General features: G+C 69.9%; 14 protein-coding genes and 1 pseudogene. 5 read left to right on the forward strand and 10 right to left on the reverse strand.

The annotated features are described in order from the left end of the window. Positions 1-33: 33 nt before the first annotated feature. Together AC1DIW_RS16175 and AC1DIW_RS16180 are read right to left on the reverse strand one after the other, a co-directional pair. On the reverse strand, positions 34-1,338 hold the full coding sequence (locus AC1DIW_RS16175) for a glycosyltransferase (protein WP_478109417.1): 1,305 nt from the start codon (positions 1,336-1,338) through the stop codon (positions 34-36). Positions 1,339-1,540: 202 nt separating this feature from the next. Then, a complete protein-coding gene (locus AC1DIW_RS16180) occupies positions 1,541-1,951 on the reverse strand; it encodes a VOC family protein (RefSeq protein ID WP_442278113.1) in 411 nt (136 codons plus the stop codon). 212 nt (positions 1,952-2,163) lie between these two features. On the opposite strand from AC1DIW_RS16180, the gene AC1DIW_RS16185 reads away from it, so the two are divergent. Together AC1DIW_RS16185 and AC1DIW_RS16190 are read left to right on the forward strand one after the other, a co-directional pair. After that, a complete protein-coding gene (locus AC1DIW_RS16185; RefSeq protein ID WP_442278114.1) occupies positions 2,164-2,955 on the forward strand; it encodes an alkaline phosphatase family protein in 792 nt (263 codons plus the stop codon). A 73-nt stretch (positions 2,956-3,028) separates the two neighbouring features. Then, on the forward strand, positions 3,029-3,472 hold the full coding sequence (locus tag AC1DIW_RS16190) for a DUF3237 domain-containing protein (RefSeq protein WP_478109419.1): 444 nt from the start codon (positions 3,029-3,031) through the stop codon (positions 3,470-3,472). 28 nt (positions 3,473-3,500) lie between these two features. Here AC1DIW_RS16190 and AC1DIW_RS16195 read toward each other — a convergent pair whose 3' ends face one another. The 3 genes from AC1DIW_RS16195 to AC1DIW_RS16205 all read right to left on the reverse strand — a co-directional run bounded on the left by AC1DIW_RS16195 (position 3,501) and on the right by AC1DIW_RS16205 (position 6,345). After that, complete coding sequence (locus tag AC1DIW_RS16195; RefSeq protein WP_478109421.1) at positions 3,501-4,883, reverse strand: M1 family metallopeptidase; 1,383 nt, start codon at positions 4,881-4,883, stop codon at positions 3,501-3,503. Between the two features lie 129 nt (positions 4,884-5,012). Beyond that, entirely contained in the window at positions 5,013-5,447 is a 435-nt protein-coding gene (locus tag AC1DIW_RS16200) for a nuclear transport factor 2 family protein (protein WP_478109423.1), read from the reverse strand. After that, complete coding sequence (locus tag AC1DIW_RS16205) at positions 5,437-6,345, reverse strand: formylglycine-generating enzyme family protein (protein ID WP_478109425.1); 909 nt, start codon at positions 6,343-6,345, stop codon at positions 5,437-5,439. The genes AC1DIW_RS16200 and AC1DIW_RS16205 overlap by 11 nt, the downstream gene beginning before the upstream one ends. Positions 6,346-6,532: 187 nt before the next feature. On the opposite strand from AC1DIW_RS16205, the gene AC1DIW_RS16210 reads away from it, so the two are divergent. Further along, positions 6,533-8,890: an arylsulfatase gene (locus AC1DIW_RS16210; RefSeq protein WP_478109427.1), complete on the forward strand. Its 2,358-nt coding sequence runs from the start codon at positions 6,533-6,535 to the stop codon at positions 8,888-8,890. A gap of 120 nt (positions 8,891-9,010) precedes the next feature. Here the strand turns inward: AC1DIW_RS16210 and AC1DIW_RS16215 are convergent. Then, positions 9,011-9,172, reverse strand: a pseudogene (locus AC1DIW_RS16215) (YdeI/OmpD-associated family protein); the annotation flags it as partial. Beyond that, positions 9,097-10,122: a molybdopterin-dependent oxidoreductase gene (locus AC1DIW_RS16220; RefSeq protein WP_478109429.1), complete on the reverse strand. Its 1,026-nt coding sequence runs from the start codon at positions 10,120-10,122 to the stop codon at positions 9,097-9,099. The pseudogene AC1DIW_RS16215 and the gene AC1DIW_RS16220, both read right to left, overlap by 76 nt. A 377-nt stretch (positions 10,123-10,499) precedes the next feature. Here AC1DIW_RS16220 and AC1DIW_RS16225 point away from each other — a divergent pair, with 377 nt between their 5' ends. Then, the gene (locus tag AC1DIW_RS16225; RefSeq protein WP_442278120.1) at positions 10,500-12,317 is read left to right on the forward strand and encodes an amino acid permease; all 1,818 of its coding nucleotides are present in this window, start codon (positions 10,500-10,502) and stop codon (positions 12,315-12,317) included. A gap of 3 nt (positions 12,318-12,320) precedes the next feature. Then, entirely contained in the window at positions 12,321-13,226 is a 906-nt protein-coding gene (locus AC1DIW_RS16230; protein WP_478109430.1) for a universal stress protein, read from the forward strand. Positions 13,227-13,235: 9 nt separating this feature from the next. On the opposite strand, the gene uvrA is transcribed toward AC1DIW_RS16230, so the two are convergent. From uvrA to AC1DIW_RS16245, 3 genes are all read right to left on the reverse strand, one after another. Continuing rightward, a complete protein-coding gene (gene uvrA, locus AC1DIW_RS16235) occupies positions 13,236-15,725 on the reverse strand; it encodes an excinuclease ABC subunit UvrA (RefSeq protein WP_478109432.1) in 2,490 nt (829 codons plus the stop codon). A 9-nt stretch (positions 15,726-15,734) separates the two neighbouring features. After that, positions 15,735-16,499 (reverse strand): N-acetyltransferase, encoded by a 765-nt coding sequence (locus AC1DIW_RS16240; RefSeq protein WP_478109434.1) that lies wholly within the window; start codon positions 16,497-16,499, stop codon positions 15,735-15,737. Between the two features lie 144 nt (positions 16,500-16,643). Further along, on the reverse strand, positions 16,644-17,660 hold the full coding sequence (locus AC1DIW_RS16245; protein WP_478109435.1) for an alanine racemase: 1,017 nt from the start codon (positions 17,658-17,660) through the stop codon (positions 16,644-16,646). Positions 17,661-17,662: the final 2 nt, after the last annotated feature.

Below are 17,662 nucleotides of genomic sequence, written 5' to 3' on the forward strand. Positions count from 1 at the left end.
TCACGGTCCGCGGGGCAGACGGGTGCGCGCTCGTCAGCCGGCGACGAGGGAGGTGAACAGCTCGCCGTACTGGATCAGGTGGCGGTCGCCGAGGTACGCACTGGTCACCCGTTCGTGGGCGGCGGCCCCGAGCCGCGCCCGACGTTCCGGATCCTTGAAGAGGCCCGCGGCGAGGGCGGCGAAGCGCTCGAGATCCGTGGGGTCTTCGAGCAGCACCCCGCTGCGGCCGTCCTCGATCTGGTCGGTGATGCCGCCCACGGCCGAGGCGACGACCGGGCGCTTCTTCCACATCGGCTCGGTGACGGTCAGCCCGAAGCCCTCCATCAGGCTCTTCTGCACGACGACGGTCGCGTGCCGCTGGAGCGCGTTGACGAGGTGTGCGTTCTCGTCGACGTCGTCCATGGGAAGGCAGCACAGGTGCACGCGGGCACGCTTCGACGGCGGAAGGGCGGCACGCAGCCCCCGGCACTCGCCGAGCACCTGGGCGCCCTCGGGGTCGTCACTCACCCCACCGACGTTCGGCCCCACGAGCAGCAGGTGCACGCCGTCGGGGAAGCGGTCCACGTGGTCGGTGAACCCGGTGAGCACGCCGGCCATGTCCTTGAGGTGGTCCCACCGGCTGACCTGCAGCAGCACGTCGGCGGCCGGGGGCAACGGTCGGTCCTCGTCCAACAACAGACCGCGGTGGACTCGGACCGTGCCCTCAGTGCCGTCGCGGCGGACGAACGCGAGAGTGCCGTCCCCCGTGAGCTGCTCGACGATACCGGCCCGGTGCAGGGCCCCCCGGATGCTGTCGGTCGTCATGGGCGCGTTCTTCGCGCTGAACGGGTCGAGCGACGGCGGTATCACCCAGACCCGGGGCGTCGGCAGCCAGGCTGGCGCGTACTCTCTCCGCGAGAAGACGCACGCGTCGGCGGCCTCGACGAACGGCCGGAGGAACTCCCAGCCGCGGCCGGTGTGCCCGTCGGCCCGGTCGGCTCCGATGTGACAACGCCAGACGACGTGCGCGCCCCGGTCCCGGAGCGCGCCCGCCATGCCGGCGGTCTGCGGATCGTGAAGCAGCACAATGTCGCCGGGATGCACCCGGTTCTGCCAGACCTCGAGGTTGCGGGCCATCACATCGCGGTAGTGGTCCCTGTCGGCCTCGTCGAGGCCGCCCCGGTCCCCGGCGAAGCCGTGGAGCAGGTTGTGCAACCGTTTGGTCACGGTGAAGAACCGCTCGTCGCCCGTGAGGACGAACCAGCGCGTCTCGACACCGGCGCCCTGCCCGTAGGCCACCAACGTCTGGAGCATCTCGGCCACGCCGCCACCCCGCTCGGTGGAGCTGACGTTCCACACCGTCCGGCCCCTCAGCAGCAGGGAGGATCGGTCGGCAGCCTCTTTCAGGAGCGCAACCCGTTCCGGCGGGAGCACCCGGGCAAAACGATCGATCGGTTCGGCACTCACCGACACCTCACGCATACTTCATCTTCCCGCACCCCGCACGCCCTGCCAGCGTTCCGCTCGCAACCCGACGTCAGGCCGGGTATGCCGGGTGGCGCTACGCGTCGTCCGTGTCGACCCGCGCCGCCTCGTCCGAGGTGAGAAGGACGACGTTGCCATCAGGGTCGTCGATCATGGCAGCGTAGGGGCCCGCGGTCTGGGTGGGTGGCATGCGGCTGGGATGGCCTGCGGCGACGAGGTCGGCCCAACGCCGGTCGACCGCTGCGTTGTCGCCGACATAGAACTCGAGCAGCTGCTGGTAGCCCCCAGCCGGGCGCGTCCAGGCAGGATCGTGAGTGGCGGCGAAGGATGTCGTCAGCAGCAGGCTGACGCCGCTGCCCATTCGGTGAATGACGACCGGCCGACCGGACACCGGATCGGGGACGTCGAGACCGACGTCGCGGTAGAACGCGATCGACGTCGCCAGGTCGCGAACCTCGAGGATCAGCATGCTGAGCTGGATCTCCATCGGCCCACTCTCCCACCGGCCGCTTCACGCCGGCATTCCCAGCCCGCATCGAGCACCCCGCGGTACTGTCTCCGCGGCAATCCGCTTCGGACCATGGGGGACACGTGTCGCACAAGGTGGCGGGGTTGGTCATCGCAACAGCACTGCTTGGCCTCGCCGGCTGCGGGGCGGGAGAGCCCTCCGCCCCTCCCGCCCCCGCCACTTTCGCCACGGTGCAGCCGACGAAGGTGACCAAGCTGCTGACGTTCGTCGTCGAGAACCACTCGTTGGACCAGATGCGCGAAGCCATGCCGTTCACGGCAGCACTGGGCCAGGAGTTCGCCCACGCGACGAGCTACCGCGCGGTGGCGCACCCCTCGCTGCCGAACTATCTCGCGATGACGGGTGGCAGCACGTTCGGCGTCACCGATGATGCCCCGCCGTCCAGTCACACGACCGACCAGCCGTCGGTGTTCGGCCAGGCGCTGTCGGTGGGCAAGACGGCGAAGGTGTATGCCGAGGGGATGCCCGGCAACTGCGCACCGGAGAACTCGGGACAGTACGTCGTCAAGCACAACCCGTGGCCGTACTACCTCAGCGAGCGGTCCTCCTGCCTCCAGTACGACGTGCCGTTCCCGGAGCTGAGCAAGGATGCCGCCGCGGGACGGCTGCCCAACGCCGGCATGGTGATCCCAGACCTGTGCAACGACGCCCACGACTGCGATCTCTCGGTGGCCGACGACTGGCTCCGGACCGAGATCGGGACGGTGATGGCCGGTCCCGACTGGAGGGCCGGACATCTCGCGATCGTGGTCACCGCCGACGAGGACGACCACCACCAGGACAACCTCGTCCTGACCGCCGTGGCGCACCCGTCCCTGCACGGCGCCGTCGTCACCACGCCGCTGAGCCACTACTCGCTGGCCCGCCTCTACAGCGAGGTCGTCGCGGCAGCGCCGCTCGGGGAGGCCGCCGCCGCCCCCTCGATGGCGACGGCCTTCGGACTGGATCTCGCCGGCCGCTGAGGGAAGGGGCGCGTCGCCTCGCTGCGGCGTGCGATCCTGTCAGAGGGTTCGTCTGCCAGTGGGGAGTGCAACCTTGAGGCTCGAGCAGCTGTACCGGATCCGCTTCACCTACCCGGAGAGTTGGGTGGTCGGGCTCGAGGGCGGGTGGGAGCAGCACCTGATGATCGCCGAGGGGCGATGCGAGGGCCAGATCTCCGGCCGCTTCCGCGGTGTGAACTTCCCGCAGCGTCGGACCGCGACGGGGCCCTTCCGTCCGGACTTCCGTGCCGTCATCGAGACGGACGACGGAGCGACGCTGATGTTCGAGTGGCACGGCTACGGTCGTGCCTACCCTCCAGGGCGACGTCAGATCGTCGGTTCCGTCCTCCACCTCAGCGACAACGCCCGCTACCGCCGCCTCAACGATGTCGTATGCGTGTGTGTGGGCGAGGTGCGTGCGCCGGATGACCCTGCGGCACAGAGCTCCGATCTGGTCATCGATGTTGCGGAGCTCGTCTGGGAACCCATCGTGGACTGACGACAGCGCCCCGCCGGTCCTGTCGTGCTCACCACGAGGTCGGCTTCTGGGGCTGGTAGAGCCAGACGTCGAAGAAGTGGTCGAGGTTCATCCCCGAGATCTTCTCGGCCAGGGCGACGAACTGGGAGGTCGTGACATTGCCGTAGCGGTTCTGCGTCACCCAGGCGCGCATGATGTGGAAGAACGTGTCGTCACCGACCTTGTTCCGCAGCGCCTGCACCGTCATCGCGCCACGGTCGTAGACCGTCCCGTCGAAGAGGTGCGCCGCGTCTCCCGGGTTGCCGGGCGGGGGAGCCCAGAACGACGTCTTCGAGGCGGGGGTGTTGTACAGCGTGTCGAAGTAGCCCTGGGCACTCTTCTGGCCGTTGTGCTCGCTCCAGATCCACTCCGACCACGTCGCGAAACCCTCATGGAGCCAGATGTCCGGCCAGCGGCGGAGAGTGACCGAGTCTCCGAGCCACATGTGCGAGAGCTCGTGGGCAACCGTCGTCTCATCCGGCATCCGGTCGTAGACCGGCTTCGTCTGCGTCTCGAGCGAGTAGCCCACGGCCGGGGCGTTGTCCGCGACGGAGCCGACGGCGTTGAACGGATAGGGCCCGTAGATCGACTCGTAGAACTGCACGATCTGCGGAAGCTTCCGGAAGACGTTGCCCGAGGGGAGGGTCGGGTCGATGGCGACGTAGGAGGGGATGGTTCCGACCTTCGAGACCGTCAGGTCGAAGCGACCGAGGGTGGCCGTGGCGAGATACGGAGCCATCGGGTCGCTCTCTCGCCAGACCCAGGTCGTGCGTCCTCCCGACGACCGGTGCGACACGAGCACGCCGTTCGCCATCACGGTGAGGCCCTCGGGAACGGTGACGTGGAAGTCGAAGGTCGCCTTGTCCTGCGGGGTGTCGTTGACCGGGTACCAGCCGGGTGAGCCCTGCGGCTCCCCGACGACGAAGGCGCCGTCAGCGGTCGGGACCCACCCCTCGATCGACCCGTCGGGGTCGGTCACCACTCGGGGCACACCGGTATACGCGATCGAGACCGTGAACGAGCGACCGACGCGAAGACCGCTGTCGGGTGTGATGACGAGCTCCTGGTCGCCGGCACGCTCGTAGGCTGCTGGAGAGCCGTTCACCTGCACCTTGGAGATGGTGAAGCCCCGGAGGTCCAGGTCGAATCGCGAGAGGTTCTGCGTTGCGGTCGCGGTGATGACAGCCCTGCCGGTGAGCTGTTTCGAAGCGGGTTCGTAGCCCAGGGTCAGCGAGTAGTGGGAGACGTCGTAGCCGCCGTTTCCCGCTTGTGGGAAGTAGGGGTCGCCTGCTCCGGAGGACCCTGGCGTGTAGATGCCCGCCACCGCCGGTCCCGCGCTGGTCAGGACCACCGCAGACGCCGCGAGCAGGGCACTCGTCCGTCGTGTGAACATCCTCGCCAACCCCCTGGTTGTCATCGTGGACCCTTCGAGGGTAGGGCCGGGACCGGGCCGCGATGCCTGCTTTCAGGGAATGCCGTCGGCATGTCGGCGAGTCGACAGCGGCATCGAGTGAAGCAGGCGCTACCCCTTCACGTACGCGAACGTCTCGACGACCTTCCCGTCCCGCACGCGCATCACATCGACGCCACGAACGTGCCCGTCGGCCCAGTCGTACCGCCACAGGACGAACGCCCGGTCCTCGAAGGTCGTGACCTCCTCCATCGTGAACCGCGCCTCCGGAGACTGGACGAAGAACTCCTGGCACGCACTCAACACCGCCGCACGGCCGATGTGCCGGGTGCCGTCGGGCGGGTTGGTGGTCTCGAAGACGCACTCCTCATGCACCACCAGCGACAACGCGTCGATGTCGTGACTGTTGAGTGCGTCGTGGAACCGCTGGATCGCTTCACGGGTCTCGTCGCTCATCCTCGCCTCCTGTGGTCCATGATGCTCCCGCCGCGGGACCGCCCGCGGGACCGCCCGCGAAACCCTGCGGTCAGCGGGGTCAGCGGTCAACGACGCAGCGGAAGCTGATGTGCGTCGTCGACGTGTCGACCGACTGCGGGGAGCGGGCGGCCGGACGGTAGCGCAGGCAGTACTCGGGCGCGCAGAGATGCGAGCCGCCCTTGAGCGCCTTGCGGACCGACGGGTCCGTCGTCGAGCCGTCGGCTTCCGTGGGCCGCGCGGGCGAGCAGCACGCGTGCTGCACGACGTGACGGTCGGCATACGTCGTCGTCGTCCACTCCCAGACGTTGCCGATCAGGTCTTCGAGGCCGAGATGGTTGGGCGGGAACGAGCCCACGGGCGACGTGCCGACCCAGCCGTCGGCGCCGGTGTTGAGATACGGAAACCGGCCCTGCCAGGTGTTGGCCATGAGGCGTCCGTCCGGACGGACCTCGTCGCCCCACGCGTACGTCGTGCCGGTACCTCCGCCGGCGGCGTGCTCCCACTCGGCCTCGGTGGGCAGGCGCCGACCGGCCCACGCGGCATACGCGGTCGCGTCCTCGAACGCCACCTGCACGACGGGGTGGTCGTCCTTCCCGGTGAGTGCGCTGCCCTCGCCGAAGGGCTCACGCCACGTGGCGCCGGGCACCCAGGTCCACCACTGGCGCCAGTCGCCGAGGTCCACCGGTCCGGGAGTCGGCCGGAAGACGAGTCCCCCCGGGGCGAGGTCTTCGGGCGCGACGCCGGGGTAGAGCGTCGGGTCCAGGGGTCGCTCGGCGACGGTGACGTATGCCGTGTCGCGGACGAAGCGTGCGAACTGGGCGTTGGTCACCGGGTGGCGCTCGACGGCGAGCGCACCGACGGTCTCGTCGTGGATCGGGCCCTCGTCCCGGTAGAAGCGATCCGCTCCCATGGCGAACGAGCCGCCTGACACCTCGACCAGCGCCGTCAGCCCCGTGGGCGTCGTCACGCTTGACACGCTACCCCGAGACCCTCGTTGCGGCAGGCGGACGCTGAGGCACGGCGACACGTCACCCCGTCCGGGCGATGCCGCGGCGTCGCGATGGCGGTTGTCTCGGGGGAAGGCGAGCCGACCTGGCGCGCTCGAACTCGGCGGGCGAGCAGTCGCCTTCGTCACGAAACAGATTCGAGGAGCCATGAGCGTCCCGTTCAAGGGCAAGGTCAACGTCGACATCCGGGACTCCGTGGAGGACTGGGGGCCCTTCGCGCCGCCGAAGGCGCCGGACGGGTCGCCCAACGTCGTCTACATCGTGCTCGACGATGTGGGCTTCTCGGCGATGAGCTGTTACGGCGGTCCGATCGAGACCCCGAACATCGACAAGATCGCGGGCGACGGGGTCCGCTACACCCAGTGGCACACCACCGCGCTGTGCTCGCCGACGCGCTCCTGCCTGCTCACGGGGCGCAACCACACCCGCAACAGCATGGCCTGCATCACCGAGGGCGCCAGCGGCTTCGCCAACGCCAGCGGCACCATCCCGCCCGAGAACGGCATGTTGTCGGAGATCCTCGGCGAGCGGGGCTGGAACACCTACATGGTCGGCAAGTGGCACCTGTGCCCGACCGTCGAGATGAACCTCGCGTCGACGCGTCGGAACTGGCCGACGGGACGAGGCTTCGAGCGGTGGTACGGCTTCCTCGGCGCCGAGACCAGCCAGTGGTACCCGGAGCTGACCTACGACAACCACCCCGTGGACCAGCCGAGGTCGCCCGAGGAGGGCTACCACTTCGGCGAGGACATCACCGACAAGGCGATCGAGTTCATCATGGACGCCAAGGCGGTGGCGCCGCAGAAGCCGTTCTTCCTCTACTACGCCCCCGGCGCCTGCCACGCACCGCACCACGCCCCCAAGGAGTGGATCGAGAAGTACGCGGGCCGGTTCGACGAGGGCTACGAGGCGATGCGCGAGACCACGCTGGCCCGCCAGATCGAGATGGGTATCGTCCCGCCGAACACCGAGCTGCCGGCGATCAACCCGCTCGGCACCCCGGAGACGCGCACCGGTCCCGAGGGGCAGCCCTTCCCTCCCGTGGACACCACCCGTCCGTGGGACTCGTTGTCGGAACAGGAGCAGCGGCTCTTCTCCCGGATGGCCGAGGTGTATGCCGGGTTCCTCTCCCACGCGGACGCCCAGATCGGTCGGCTGCTCACCTACCTCGAGCAGACCGACCAGCGCGAGAACACGTTGGTCATCCTCGTGTCGGACAACGGGGCCAGCGGCGAGGGCGGCCCGAACGGGTCGGTCAACGAGATGCTGTTCATGAACGGGATCCCCGACGACATCGACGCCAACCTCGCCATGCTCGATGACCTGGGTGGGCCGAAGACCTACAACCACTACCCCAACGGGTGGGCGATGGCGTTCAACACGCCCTTCAAGATGTGGAAGCGCTACGAGCTCAACGGCGGCACCTCCGACCCGTGCGTGATCTCCTGGCCGGCCGGCATGACCGCCAAAGGCGAGATCCGCGAGCAGTACCACCACGCGATCGACCTGGTGCCCACCGTGCTCGACGCCCTCGGCATCGACGCCCCGGCCACCATCAAGGGCCACACCCAGAGCCACTTCGACGGCGTGAGCATGCGCTACAGCTTCGATGACGCCAACGCCCCCGGCGAGCGGCAGACGCAGTTCTACTCCATGCTCGGGTCGCGGGGCATCTGGCACGACGGCTGGAAGGCCGTCACCACCCACCCGACGATCAGCGGGTGGGGGCACTTCAACGAGGACCAGTGGGAGCTCTACCACGTCGACGTCGACCGCTCCGAGTTGCACGACCTCGCGGCCGAGCAACCCGACAAGCTCCGCGAGATGGTCAACCTCTGGTACGCCGAGGCCGGCGCCAACGAGGGCTTCCCGCTCGACGACCGGTCGGCGCTGGAGATCCTCGTGTCACCGCGCCCGCAGCTCTCCGCGCCGCGGGGCCGCTACGTCTACTACCCCAACCACGCCGAGGTGCCCGAGGCCCAGGCCGTCGTCGTTCGGGGCCGGTCGTTCGTCATCGGCGCGTTGGTCGACCTTCCCGAGCCGGGTGCCCAGGGCGTGCTCTTCGCGCAGGGGTCCCGCTTCGGTGGTCACAGCCTCTACGTCAAGGACAACCGGCTGCACTACGTCAACAGCTTCGTCGGCATCGTCGAGCAGAGAGTGGTCGCGACGCAGGACCTGCCGACCGGCGAAAACCTCATCCTGGCAGCGTCCTTCGAGAAGGACGACGGCGAAGTCACACCGGTGGCGACCGGCGTCCTGTCCCTCTTCCACGGCGACGCGAAGGTCGGTGAGGGGCGGATCAAGCTCCAGCCCGGCAGCTACATGATCGCCGGCGAGGGCCTGGCCGTCGGCCGCGACGTCGGCGACCCGGTGACACAGGACTACCCCGGCGAGCGTCCCTACCGCTTCACCGGAGGCACGATCAAGCGGGTCGCCGTCGACGTCAGCGGCGAGCCGTACATCGACCTCGAGCGTGAGGCCCAGGGGATGCTGATGCGCGAGTGAGCGGCGAAAGGTGCCTCGGAGGGAGGAGGACAGACTGCTGCGCGGCTGCGTCCAGCTACGCGTCGCGGTGATCATCCTGGCGCCTGGCGGTGTTGGGGTGGACGGTTCTCCCCGCGCGAGCCTGGCGACGAACTGCTCGATGCGTCGGCTTCGGGTCTCGGCACGCTTGGCGGTCTCGATGTGTCGCTGCGGCGGCCGGGGGTGTCTCACTGGAGAGGGAACGGCGACTGCGACCACCAGGGCTGTGATTCGAGACTCACGTGCTGGACCCACTTGACCCACCAGAAGCCACGGCGTCCGGGGGCGACCAGCCTGACGGGCCCTCCATGGCCGGGCGAGAGCGGTATGCCTCCTACGTGCGTAGCGAGCAGCAGAGTGGGAGCGTCCTCGGAGGGGAAGCGTCTGGTGTAGCCAGTCACCGAACGCACCGCAATCGATCCGGAGGTGTGGGGGCCGAGCAGCGTGTCGAGCTGGACGCCTCGCCAGGTCTGTTCGGCGCACCAGCCGCCGGTGCAGTCGAGGACGGCCGACCGGGTCGTGCTGGTCATCGCGAGCAGGTCGTCGTGGGAGATCCGCAGCGTTCCCTCGCCGGGTCGGCCGACCTGCAGCTCGTAGGCCGCCGGGTCGATGGTGGGCACATCGTCGGTGAACCACTGCGTGACGGGCATCAAGGCGGGTTGCCCCGACCCGAGCTCGTAGGACCCGGTTGCACGGCGTCGTGCCCCAGCGAGCCCGGCCAGCGACGTAGCGGACTCCAGAGCCGCGTACGCCAGTGCGGCGGTGCCGGCGACGGCGATCGCCCGCAGCGCCGTTCGTCGAGACAGGTCGGTCGCGCGGACCCGCTGCCGTCGGAGGACCACATGGCGCAGAGCGAGTGGTACGGCTGCCACTGCGGCCGCGACGTGCACGGCGAGCACATTGAACCCGGCGACCTGAAGCGGACCGAGCGTGGCGTGCACGATTCCGGCGAGCAAGCTGACCGCAACGGCAATCGCGAACGCGACCGCCACCGCGTGCCTGCGGCGACGGCGTAAGCCGCGTCTGACGATCACGCTCTTCCACGGGGCGAGCACCAGGATGCCGAGGCCCAGGACGCCGTGGACCCAGCTCACTGTCCTGGATCCAGGCCAGCCCTCGACTCCGAAGGCCACCCAGCCGGTCACGAAGGAACCCGCCAGGAGCACGAGGAGCGCGAGGTTCGTCCACCGGCTCCGCCGGGGCGATATGACCATCAACCCAGTGTGCCGCGGGGACCAGTTAGTGTCGCGACGCAGAGCGTTTCCTCGCCCTGCTTTCTCACGAAGGTGGGTGAACGGGCGGAACGTATGCCGCAGGTGCGGCGAGAGAGTCGTTGCCCGTGGTGAGCCACCGTCCCGGACTCAGGTGCACCGGATCCGGACGACGAGGACCGTTGCCCCCGTGAGTCATTCGGGGGCAAGACACAGACGCCGCGAGGTTGGACCCGGCATAGACAGATCACCACACTGTGGCTACTTTGGGCAGATCGTCGAGGGGGAGCACTGCCACTTCGGACCGATCGAGAGGGATACGTCCATGTCTCGTCACGTGAAATCCTGCCGTCCGCCCATCACGTCTCCGGGGGCCTGACGTGTCCGGCGCCGGTCCCGAGCTGAAGAAGACGCTCAACCAGCGACAGCTGACGATGATCGCCATGGGCGGCGTGATCGGGGCCGGCCTGTTCGTCGGGTCGGGAACGGTCATCCACGACACCGGACCGGGCGCGTTCCTCACGTACGCGTTGTGCGGTGTCCTCATCATCCTGGTGATGCGGATGCTCGCCGAGATGGCCGTGGCCAACCCGTCGACGGGCTCGTTCGCCGACTACTCCCGCAAGGCGCTCGGCGACTGGGCCGGCTTCTCCGTCGGCTGGCTGTACTGGTACTTCTGGGTCATCGTCGTGGGCTTCGAGGCCGTGGCCGGGGCCAAGGTGCTCAACTTCTGGCTCCCGGGCGTGCCGACCTGGGTGCTCAGCCTCGTCCTCATGCTCCTCATGACGGGCACCAACCTCATCTCGGTCTCGTCGTTCGGCGAGTTCGAGTTCTGGTTCGCGGGGATCAAGGTCGGCGCGATCATCGTCTTCCTCGTCTGCGGTGGGCTGTTCGTGCTCGGGATCTGGCCCAATGCCAACCTCGACTTCAGCAACCTCACCGCACACGGTGGGTTCTTCCCGAACGGCAAGCTGGCGATCACGGCGGGGGTCGTGACGGTCATCTTCTCGATGGTCGGCGCCGAGATCGCCACGATCGCGGCAGCGGAGTCGAACGACCCGGAGCGGGCCGTCTCCAAGGCCGCCAACTCGGTGATCACCCGCATCGCGATCTTCTTCGTGGGCTCGATCTTCCTGCTCTGCGTCATCCTGCCGTGGAACTCCGCCACGCTCGAGGCGTCCCCGTACGTCGCGGCGTTCAAGGAGATGGGCATCCCGTATGCCGACCACGTGATGAACGCCGTCGTGCTCACCGCGGTCCTCTCGTGCCTGAACTCCGGCCTCTACACCGCCTCCCGGATGCTCTTCGTCCTGGCGGCTCGACGCGAGGCTCCGGCCTCGATGGTGTCGGTCAACTCGCGCGGCGTTCCGGTCGTCGCCATCCTGGCCTCGTCCGTCGTCGGCTTCCTCGCCGTGATCATGGCGGCCGTCTCGCCCGACACCGTGTTCTCCTTCCTGCTCAACTCGTCCGGCGCCGTGATCCTCTTCGTCTACCTCCTCATCGCGATCTCGCAGATCATCCTGCGCTACCGGGCCGACCCGTCGACGCTCAAGGTGAAGATGTGGTGGTTCCCGGCGCTCTCCGTGATCACGACCCTGGGCATCGTGCTCGTGCTGGTCCAGATGGGACTGACCGAGGACGTGCGGATCCAGCTGGTGCTGAGCCTCGTGTCGTTCGCCGTCGTCCTCGTCCTCTTCTTCATCAACCGGGCCCGCATCGCCCGCTTGCCCGAGCGGGTTGCCCCCGCGCAGACCGGCGAGGCGCGCCGCGTGCTCGTCCTGGCGAACCAGACGCTCGAGGCCGACGAGCTGATCGGGGAGCTGCAGCGCATCGACGCGATGGGCAAGGCGACGTACTACGTCTGTGTCCCGGCCAGCGCGGTGGAGACCGGCACGGCGTCGACCCACGGCGCGGTGTCGGTCCGGGATGCGACGACCGAGGCGGCGCAGGGGCGGCTGGACCGGACGCTCGAAGCGCTCACGGCGCACCATCTCGACGCCTCCGGAGGCATCGGCGACTACCGGCCGTTGCGTGCCCTGCGCACGGCGGTGCGCCAGTTCGATCCCGACCAGATCGTCATCGTGACGCTTCCCGCCGCCGAGTCGGTGTGGCAACGGTTCGAGGTCGTCGACCGCGCGGCCGAGCTCGGGGTGCCGGTGACCCACGTCGAGGCGGCCTCGCTGGTCGCGCAGGTGTGATCGATGACGATCGTCGTCGCCTTCACCGCCCAGGACAGCGGCACCTCGGCTCTCGAGCTGGCGGGCGTGCTGTCGCGCTCCACCGGCGAGCCGCTGGTCGTCGCCGTCGTCGTCACGACCCCGCATGCGGCGGGGGTGCCGGACTTCATCGACGGTGACTACGTCGGTCCGCTCACGGACTGGGGGCGCGCCGTCCTCGACCAGGCCAGAACGAGTCTGCCGACCGGCGTCGAGGCGTCCTTCGAGGTGCGTCAGGCGTCGTCGATCCCCGGCGGCCTGCTCGAGCTGGCGGCCGACGTCGACGCGTCCGCCATCGTGCTCGGCTCGTCGACCAAGGGCCCCCTCGGCCGGATCTCACTTGGCAGCGTCACCGACCGGCTCGTGCACTCCGCACCGCTGCCGGTGCTCCTCGCCCCGCGCGGCTATCGCGCCGGAGCGACGGCACGCGTCCGCCGGGTCAACATCGGCTACGGGGGATCCAAGGGTGCGGGGCACGTGGCTGTCGTGGGGGCGCGACTGGCCGAGGCGCTCGGCGCGGGAGTGCGGGTCGTGTCGTTCGCCGTCCGGCCTCCCCGGAGGTTCTACGGCGGGGTGGAGGAGTCGGCCGACGAGCTCGTCGTCGACCGGTGGGTGAAGCGCCTGAAGGATGCCCTCCTGAAGCAGGTGGAGGCGGCCGACGCCGGCCGTCTGGGTGACCGTCTCGCGCGATCGCTCGTGGTGGGTGAGGGTGTGTCCTGGAGCAAGGCGATCTGGGACGTCGAATGGAGCGACGGCGACCTTCTGGTCGTCGGTCCGAGCTCATCGGCCCCGGCCGCCCGGCTCTTTCTCGGCTCCCGGGCCTCCAAGATCGTCCGCTCGGCGCCGGTTCCCGTCTACCTCGTCCCGGCCCCGGGCCGCCGAACCCACTGAGCTCGCCCCCTAGCGACGATCCTCGCGAGACGAGAGCCGTCTGGCCAGGTAGGGCGCCGTGGCACTGCCCTCGACCCGTGCGACCTCCTCCGGAGTGCCAGCCGCCACGACGCGACCGCCTTCGTCCCCGCCGCCTGGGCCCAGGTCGATGACCCAGTCGGCGCTGGCGATGGTGTCGAGATGGTGCTCGACGAGCACGACCGTGTTGCCGGCGTCGACGAGCGCGTGCAGCTGACGCAGCAGCAGCGCGACGTCGGCCGCGTGCAGCCCGGAGGTCGGCTCGTCCAGGAGGTAGAGCGCGTGGCCACGGCGGGCCCGCTGCAGCTCGGTCGCGAGCTTGATCCGCTGCGCCTCGCCGCCGCTCAGCTCGGTGGCCGGCTGCCCGAGGCGGAGGTAGCCGAGGCCGACCTCGCGCAGCGTCAGCAGGCTCCGGGCGGCGGCGGGCACGTCGGCGAGGAAGTCGGCCGCCTCGTCGACGGTGAGGCCTAGCACGTCGGCGATGTTTCTGCCGTCGTAGGTCACCTCTAGCGTCTCCGCGTTGTAGCGGGCGCCGTGGCAGGTCGGGCACGGTGCATACGTGCCCGGTAGGAAGAGCAGCTCGACCGACACGAACCCCTCGCCCTGGCACGTCTCGCAGCGGCCCTCGGCGACGTTGAAGGAGAAGCGTCCCGGCCCGTAACCGCGCTCGCGCGCCTCGGGGGTGGCGGCATACAGCTTCCGCACGGCGTCGAAGAGGCCGGTGTACGTCGCGAGGTTCGAGCGCGGCGTGCGTCCGATCGGGCGCTGGTCGACGCGAACGAGGCGGTCGAACGACTCGAGCCCGGTCGCGTCGTCGACGTCGATCTCGAGCTCGGTCTCCTCGGCGTCGTCGGGGGCCTGGCCGAGGTGCCGGCGCACGAGCTCGGCGAGCACCTGGGTCACGAGCGTCGACTTGCCCGACCCGGAGACGCCGGTCACGGCGGTGAGGACGCACAGGGGCACGTCGACCGAGAGGGCATCGAGGTTGTGCCGGCTGACGCCGCGCAGGTGCAGCCAGCCCTGCGGCGTGCGCTCGTGCGGCTGCAAGACCTCGGCGCGGCCGAAGAGGTGCTGGCCGGTGACCGACGCCTCGACCTGCTCGAGCCCCTCGACCGGGCCGGAGTAGAGCACCTGACCACCCTGCTCGCCGGCGCCCGGGCCGATGTCGACGACCCAGTCGGCGCGCCGCACGATGTCGAGGTCGTGCTCGACGACGAAGAGCGAGTTGCCCGACCGCTTGAGCGCGTCGAGGACCCCGAGCAGCGGCTCGGCGTCGGCCGGGTGGAGCCCGGCCGACGGCTCGTCGAGCACGTAGACGACGCCGAAGAGCCCCGAGCGCAGCTGGGTCGCGATGCGCAGGCGCTGGGCCTCACCGGGGGAGAGCGTCGTCGACCTCCGCCCCAGAGACAGGTAACCGAGGCCGAGGTCGAGCAGCACCGCGACGCGCTCGACGAGGTCGGTGCAGAGGCGGACCGCCACCTCGGTGGCCTCGCCCGACGTGGCCGACGACGTGGCCGGACCGGCCTCGGTCAGCTCGGCCACGGGTCGCAGCAGGGCCGAGAGGTCGGTGAACGACAGCGCGTTCGCCTCCGCGATGCTGAGCCCGCGGAACGTCACCGCGAGAGCGTCCTGCCGCAGCCCCGTGCCGCCGCAGGCCGGGCACCTGACGCTGCGGACGAAGCGGAGCGCCTTGTCGCGCATCATCTGGCTCTTCGTGTCGGCGAGCGTGTGGCGGACGTGCTTGCGGGCGCTCCAGAAGGTGCCGTGGTAGTCGCGGCCCGTCGAGTCGTCGGGCTCGCCCTTCCGGTCGACGAGCACCCGCGGCTGCTCGTCGGTGTAGAGCAGCCAGTCGCGGTCCTTCTTCGGCAGGTCGCGCCACGGCACGTCGACGTCGATGCCGACGGCTCGCGTGACCCGCACGAGGTTCTTGCCCTGCCAGGCGCCCGGCCACGCGGCGATCGCGCCCTCGCGGACGGTGAGCGACGGGTCCGGCACGAGCAGGTCCTCGGCCACGTCGTGCGCCTCGCCGAGGCCGTGGCACTCGGGGCACGCCCCGGCCGCGGTGTTGGGCGAGAACGCCTCCGCCTCGAGACGCTGAGTGCCCTCGGGGTAGCTGCCGGCGCGCGAGTAGAGCATCCGCAGCAGGTTCGACAGCGTCGTCAGCGTGCCCACGGTCGAGCGCGAGCTCGGTGCGCCACGGCGCTGCTGCAGCGCCACCGCGGGCGGCAGCCCGGTGACCTCCTGCACGTGCGGCGCACCGACCTGCTGGAGCAGGCGGCGGGCGTAGGGCGCGACCGACTCGAAGTAGCGGCGCTGTGCCTCCGCGTAGAGCGTGCCGAAGGCGAGCGAGGACTTGCCCGACCCAGAGACACCCGTGAAGGCGACCATGGCGTCGCGCGGGAGGTCGACGTCGACCGTCTTGAGGTTGTGCTCCGCGGCGCCGCGGACGTGGACGAAGTGGTCGATCGGGTCGCTGTGCACCACCCCTGTCTAGTCGTTGCCGCCCCCGCGGGCACCACCGGCCCCGGTCGGGTGCACGACCCAGACGTTGGGCTCGACGTAGACGGCCACCCCGTGCTCGAGGTCGCAGTGCACCGGGGTGAGCGCTCGAGGCACGCGGACCGGTCCGGTCCGGTCGAACGGCAGCCCGGTCCACTCCCGCCACTCTTCGAGGGTGCCGGGCACGACCATCGAGCGGGGGGCCACCGCGTGGATGCGGCCGCCCGCCCGCACGTGCACCCGCAGCCACGGGTCGACCGGCAGACCGTCCTCGCGCACCCGGAACGCATACGTCCTCATCGGCTCGTCGACGTCGTCCTTGCCGTTGGGTCGGACGGGGGCGACGAGCGTGGCGAACCCGTGCCGGGCCGCGTTCTCGCGCATCGCCGCGAGCATCTGCCCGGACAGCCCCTGCCCTTTGCGGTCCGGCCGGACGGCGATCTCGATCGCCGAGACGGTGTCGGGCTGGCGGCCGTGCAGGCTGGTCAGCAGACCGTTGCGGATGACGAAGTCCCACCCGTTCTCGGGCAGCGCGCCGTCGCCCTGCTCGAAGGGGATCGAGTGGGCGACCGCGACGACCTCGCCAGCGTCGTCCTGCGCGATGAGGACGAACTCGGCGAAACGGGTCTCGACGTTGCCGTAGTAGAGGCCGCCGATGGGGTCGTGCCGCATGAACTCCGGCCACGAGCTGGGCATGGTCCACATGGCCTCGGCGAGATCGGGCCGGTCGGCGAGCCGGGAGATCGTGAGCTTCACACCGACATGGTGCCCGCTTGGCAGGGCCGTGCGGGCGGACCGGCCGGAGCGAGGTGCCTGAGGTATGCGTTCCGCCCCGTTTCGGCGGTTCGTTCCGGTCAGTCTGCCCGGGCGTGCCTACCGGCCGGGCAGGTCCCTCTGGGGTCAGGAGACGACGACGGCGTCCGGCGTGGTCGTGGTCAGCCGCATCCGGACCGTCACCTCGTCGCCGACCTGCGGGGGAGTGACGCCCTCGGGAAGCACGATGAGGCTGCACTGCATGTGCGGCGGCTCCGCGAAGCGCGGCATCACCCCGGACACCGTGAACGGCGACCGCACCCGGTGGGCCGCCTCGAGGACGCCCTCGGTGACCGCGATCGCCCGCGACCGGGCCGTCGCGGCCGACGACGGGCTCTCCATGGCGACACCGTGCGACGTGCCGCCACTGACGACGACGAGCTGCCCGGCGGCGATGGCGCGCTGCCGGTAGCCGACGCGCGTGCCCTTGCTGACCGGCCGCACGTCGAGCACGTGCGCGCGCACCTCGTAGGAGCCCTTGTCGGCATACCAGAGGTCGGTGCCGATGCGTGGGCGGAACTCATGCTCTGGGAATCGCGTTGCGAGAGTGCCCAATTCGGCTGCAGAGACGTGCGAGACGAACCACGTGAGCACGCCGGGGACGGCGGCGATGAAGCCCGCGATCTCCTCGACGTGACCGGTGCCGAGCGGCAGGTGGAGCGTCACGCCGACGGCGTCCGCCGACCCCGCGAGCTCGGCGACGTCGGCAGCAGGGGCCCCGAAGCGGTTCATCGACGTCAGGCCTTCGACGACGACCCGCGCATCGCCGAAGACACCCCGGAGGCTCGAGACATCGGCGTGGTTCGTCACCGTGTGGATGAGGCGACGGTCGGCGACCTGGGGCTGCCCGGAGTGGATGGCCGCCCGGAAGGGCTCCATGACGAGCACGTCGCCGCCGAACTCGGCCAGGGCAGAAGGGACCTCGGCATACGTGCCGACAGCGACCATCGGGACGCCCATCCGGGTGGACTCGGCGCACAGCAGGTCGCGGCCGAAGCCGTAGCCGTTGCCCTTGATCACCGGGACGACGCCGGGGTGGTCGGCGACGAAGCGGTCGTGACCGGCGCGCCAGCGCTCACCGTCGACGTGCAGGACGAAGGACACGA

The sequence above is a fragment of the Terrabacter sp. 01T434 genome, from assembly GCF_056398545.1.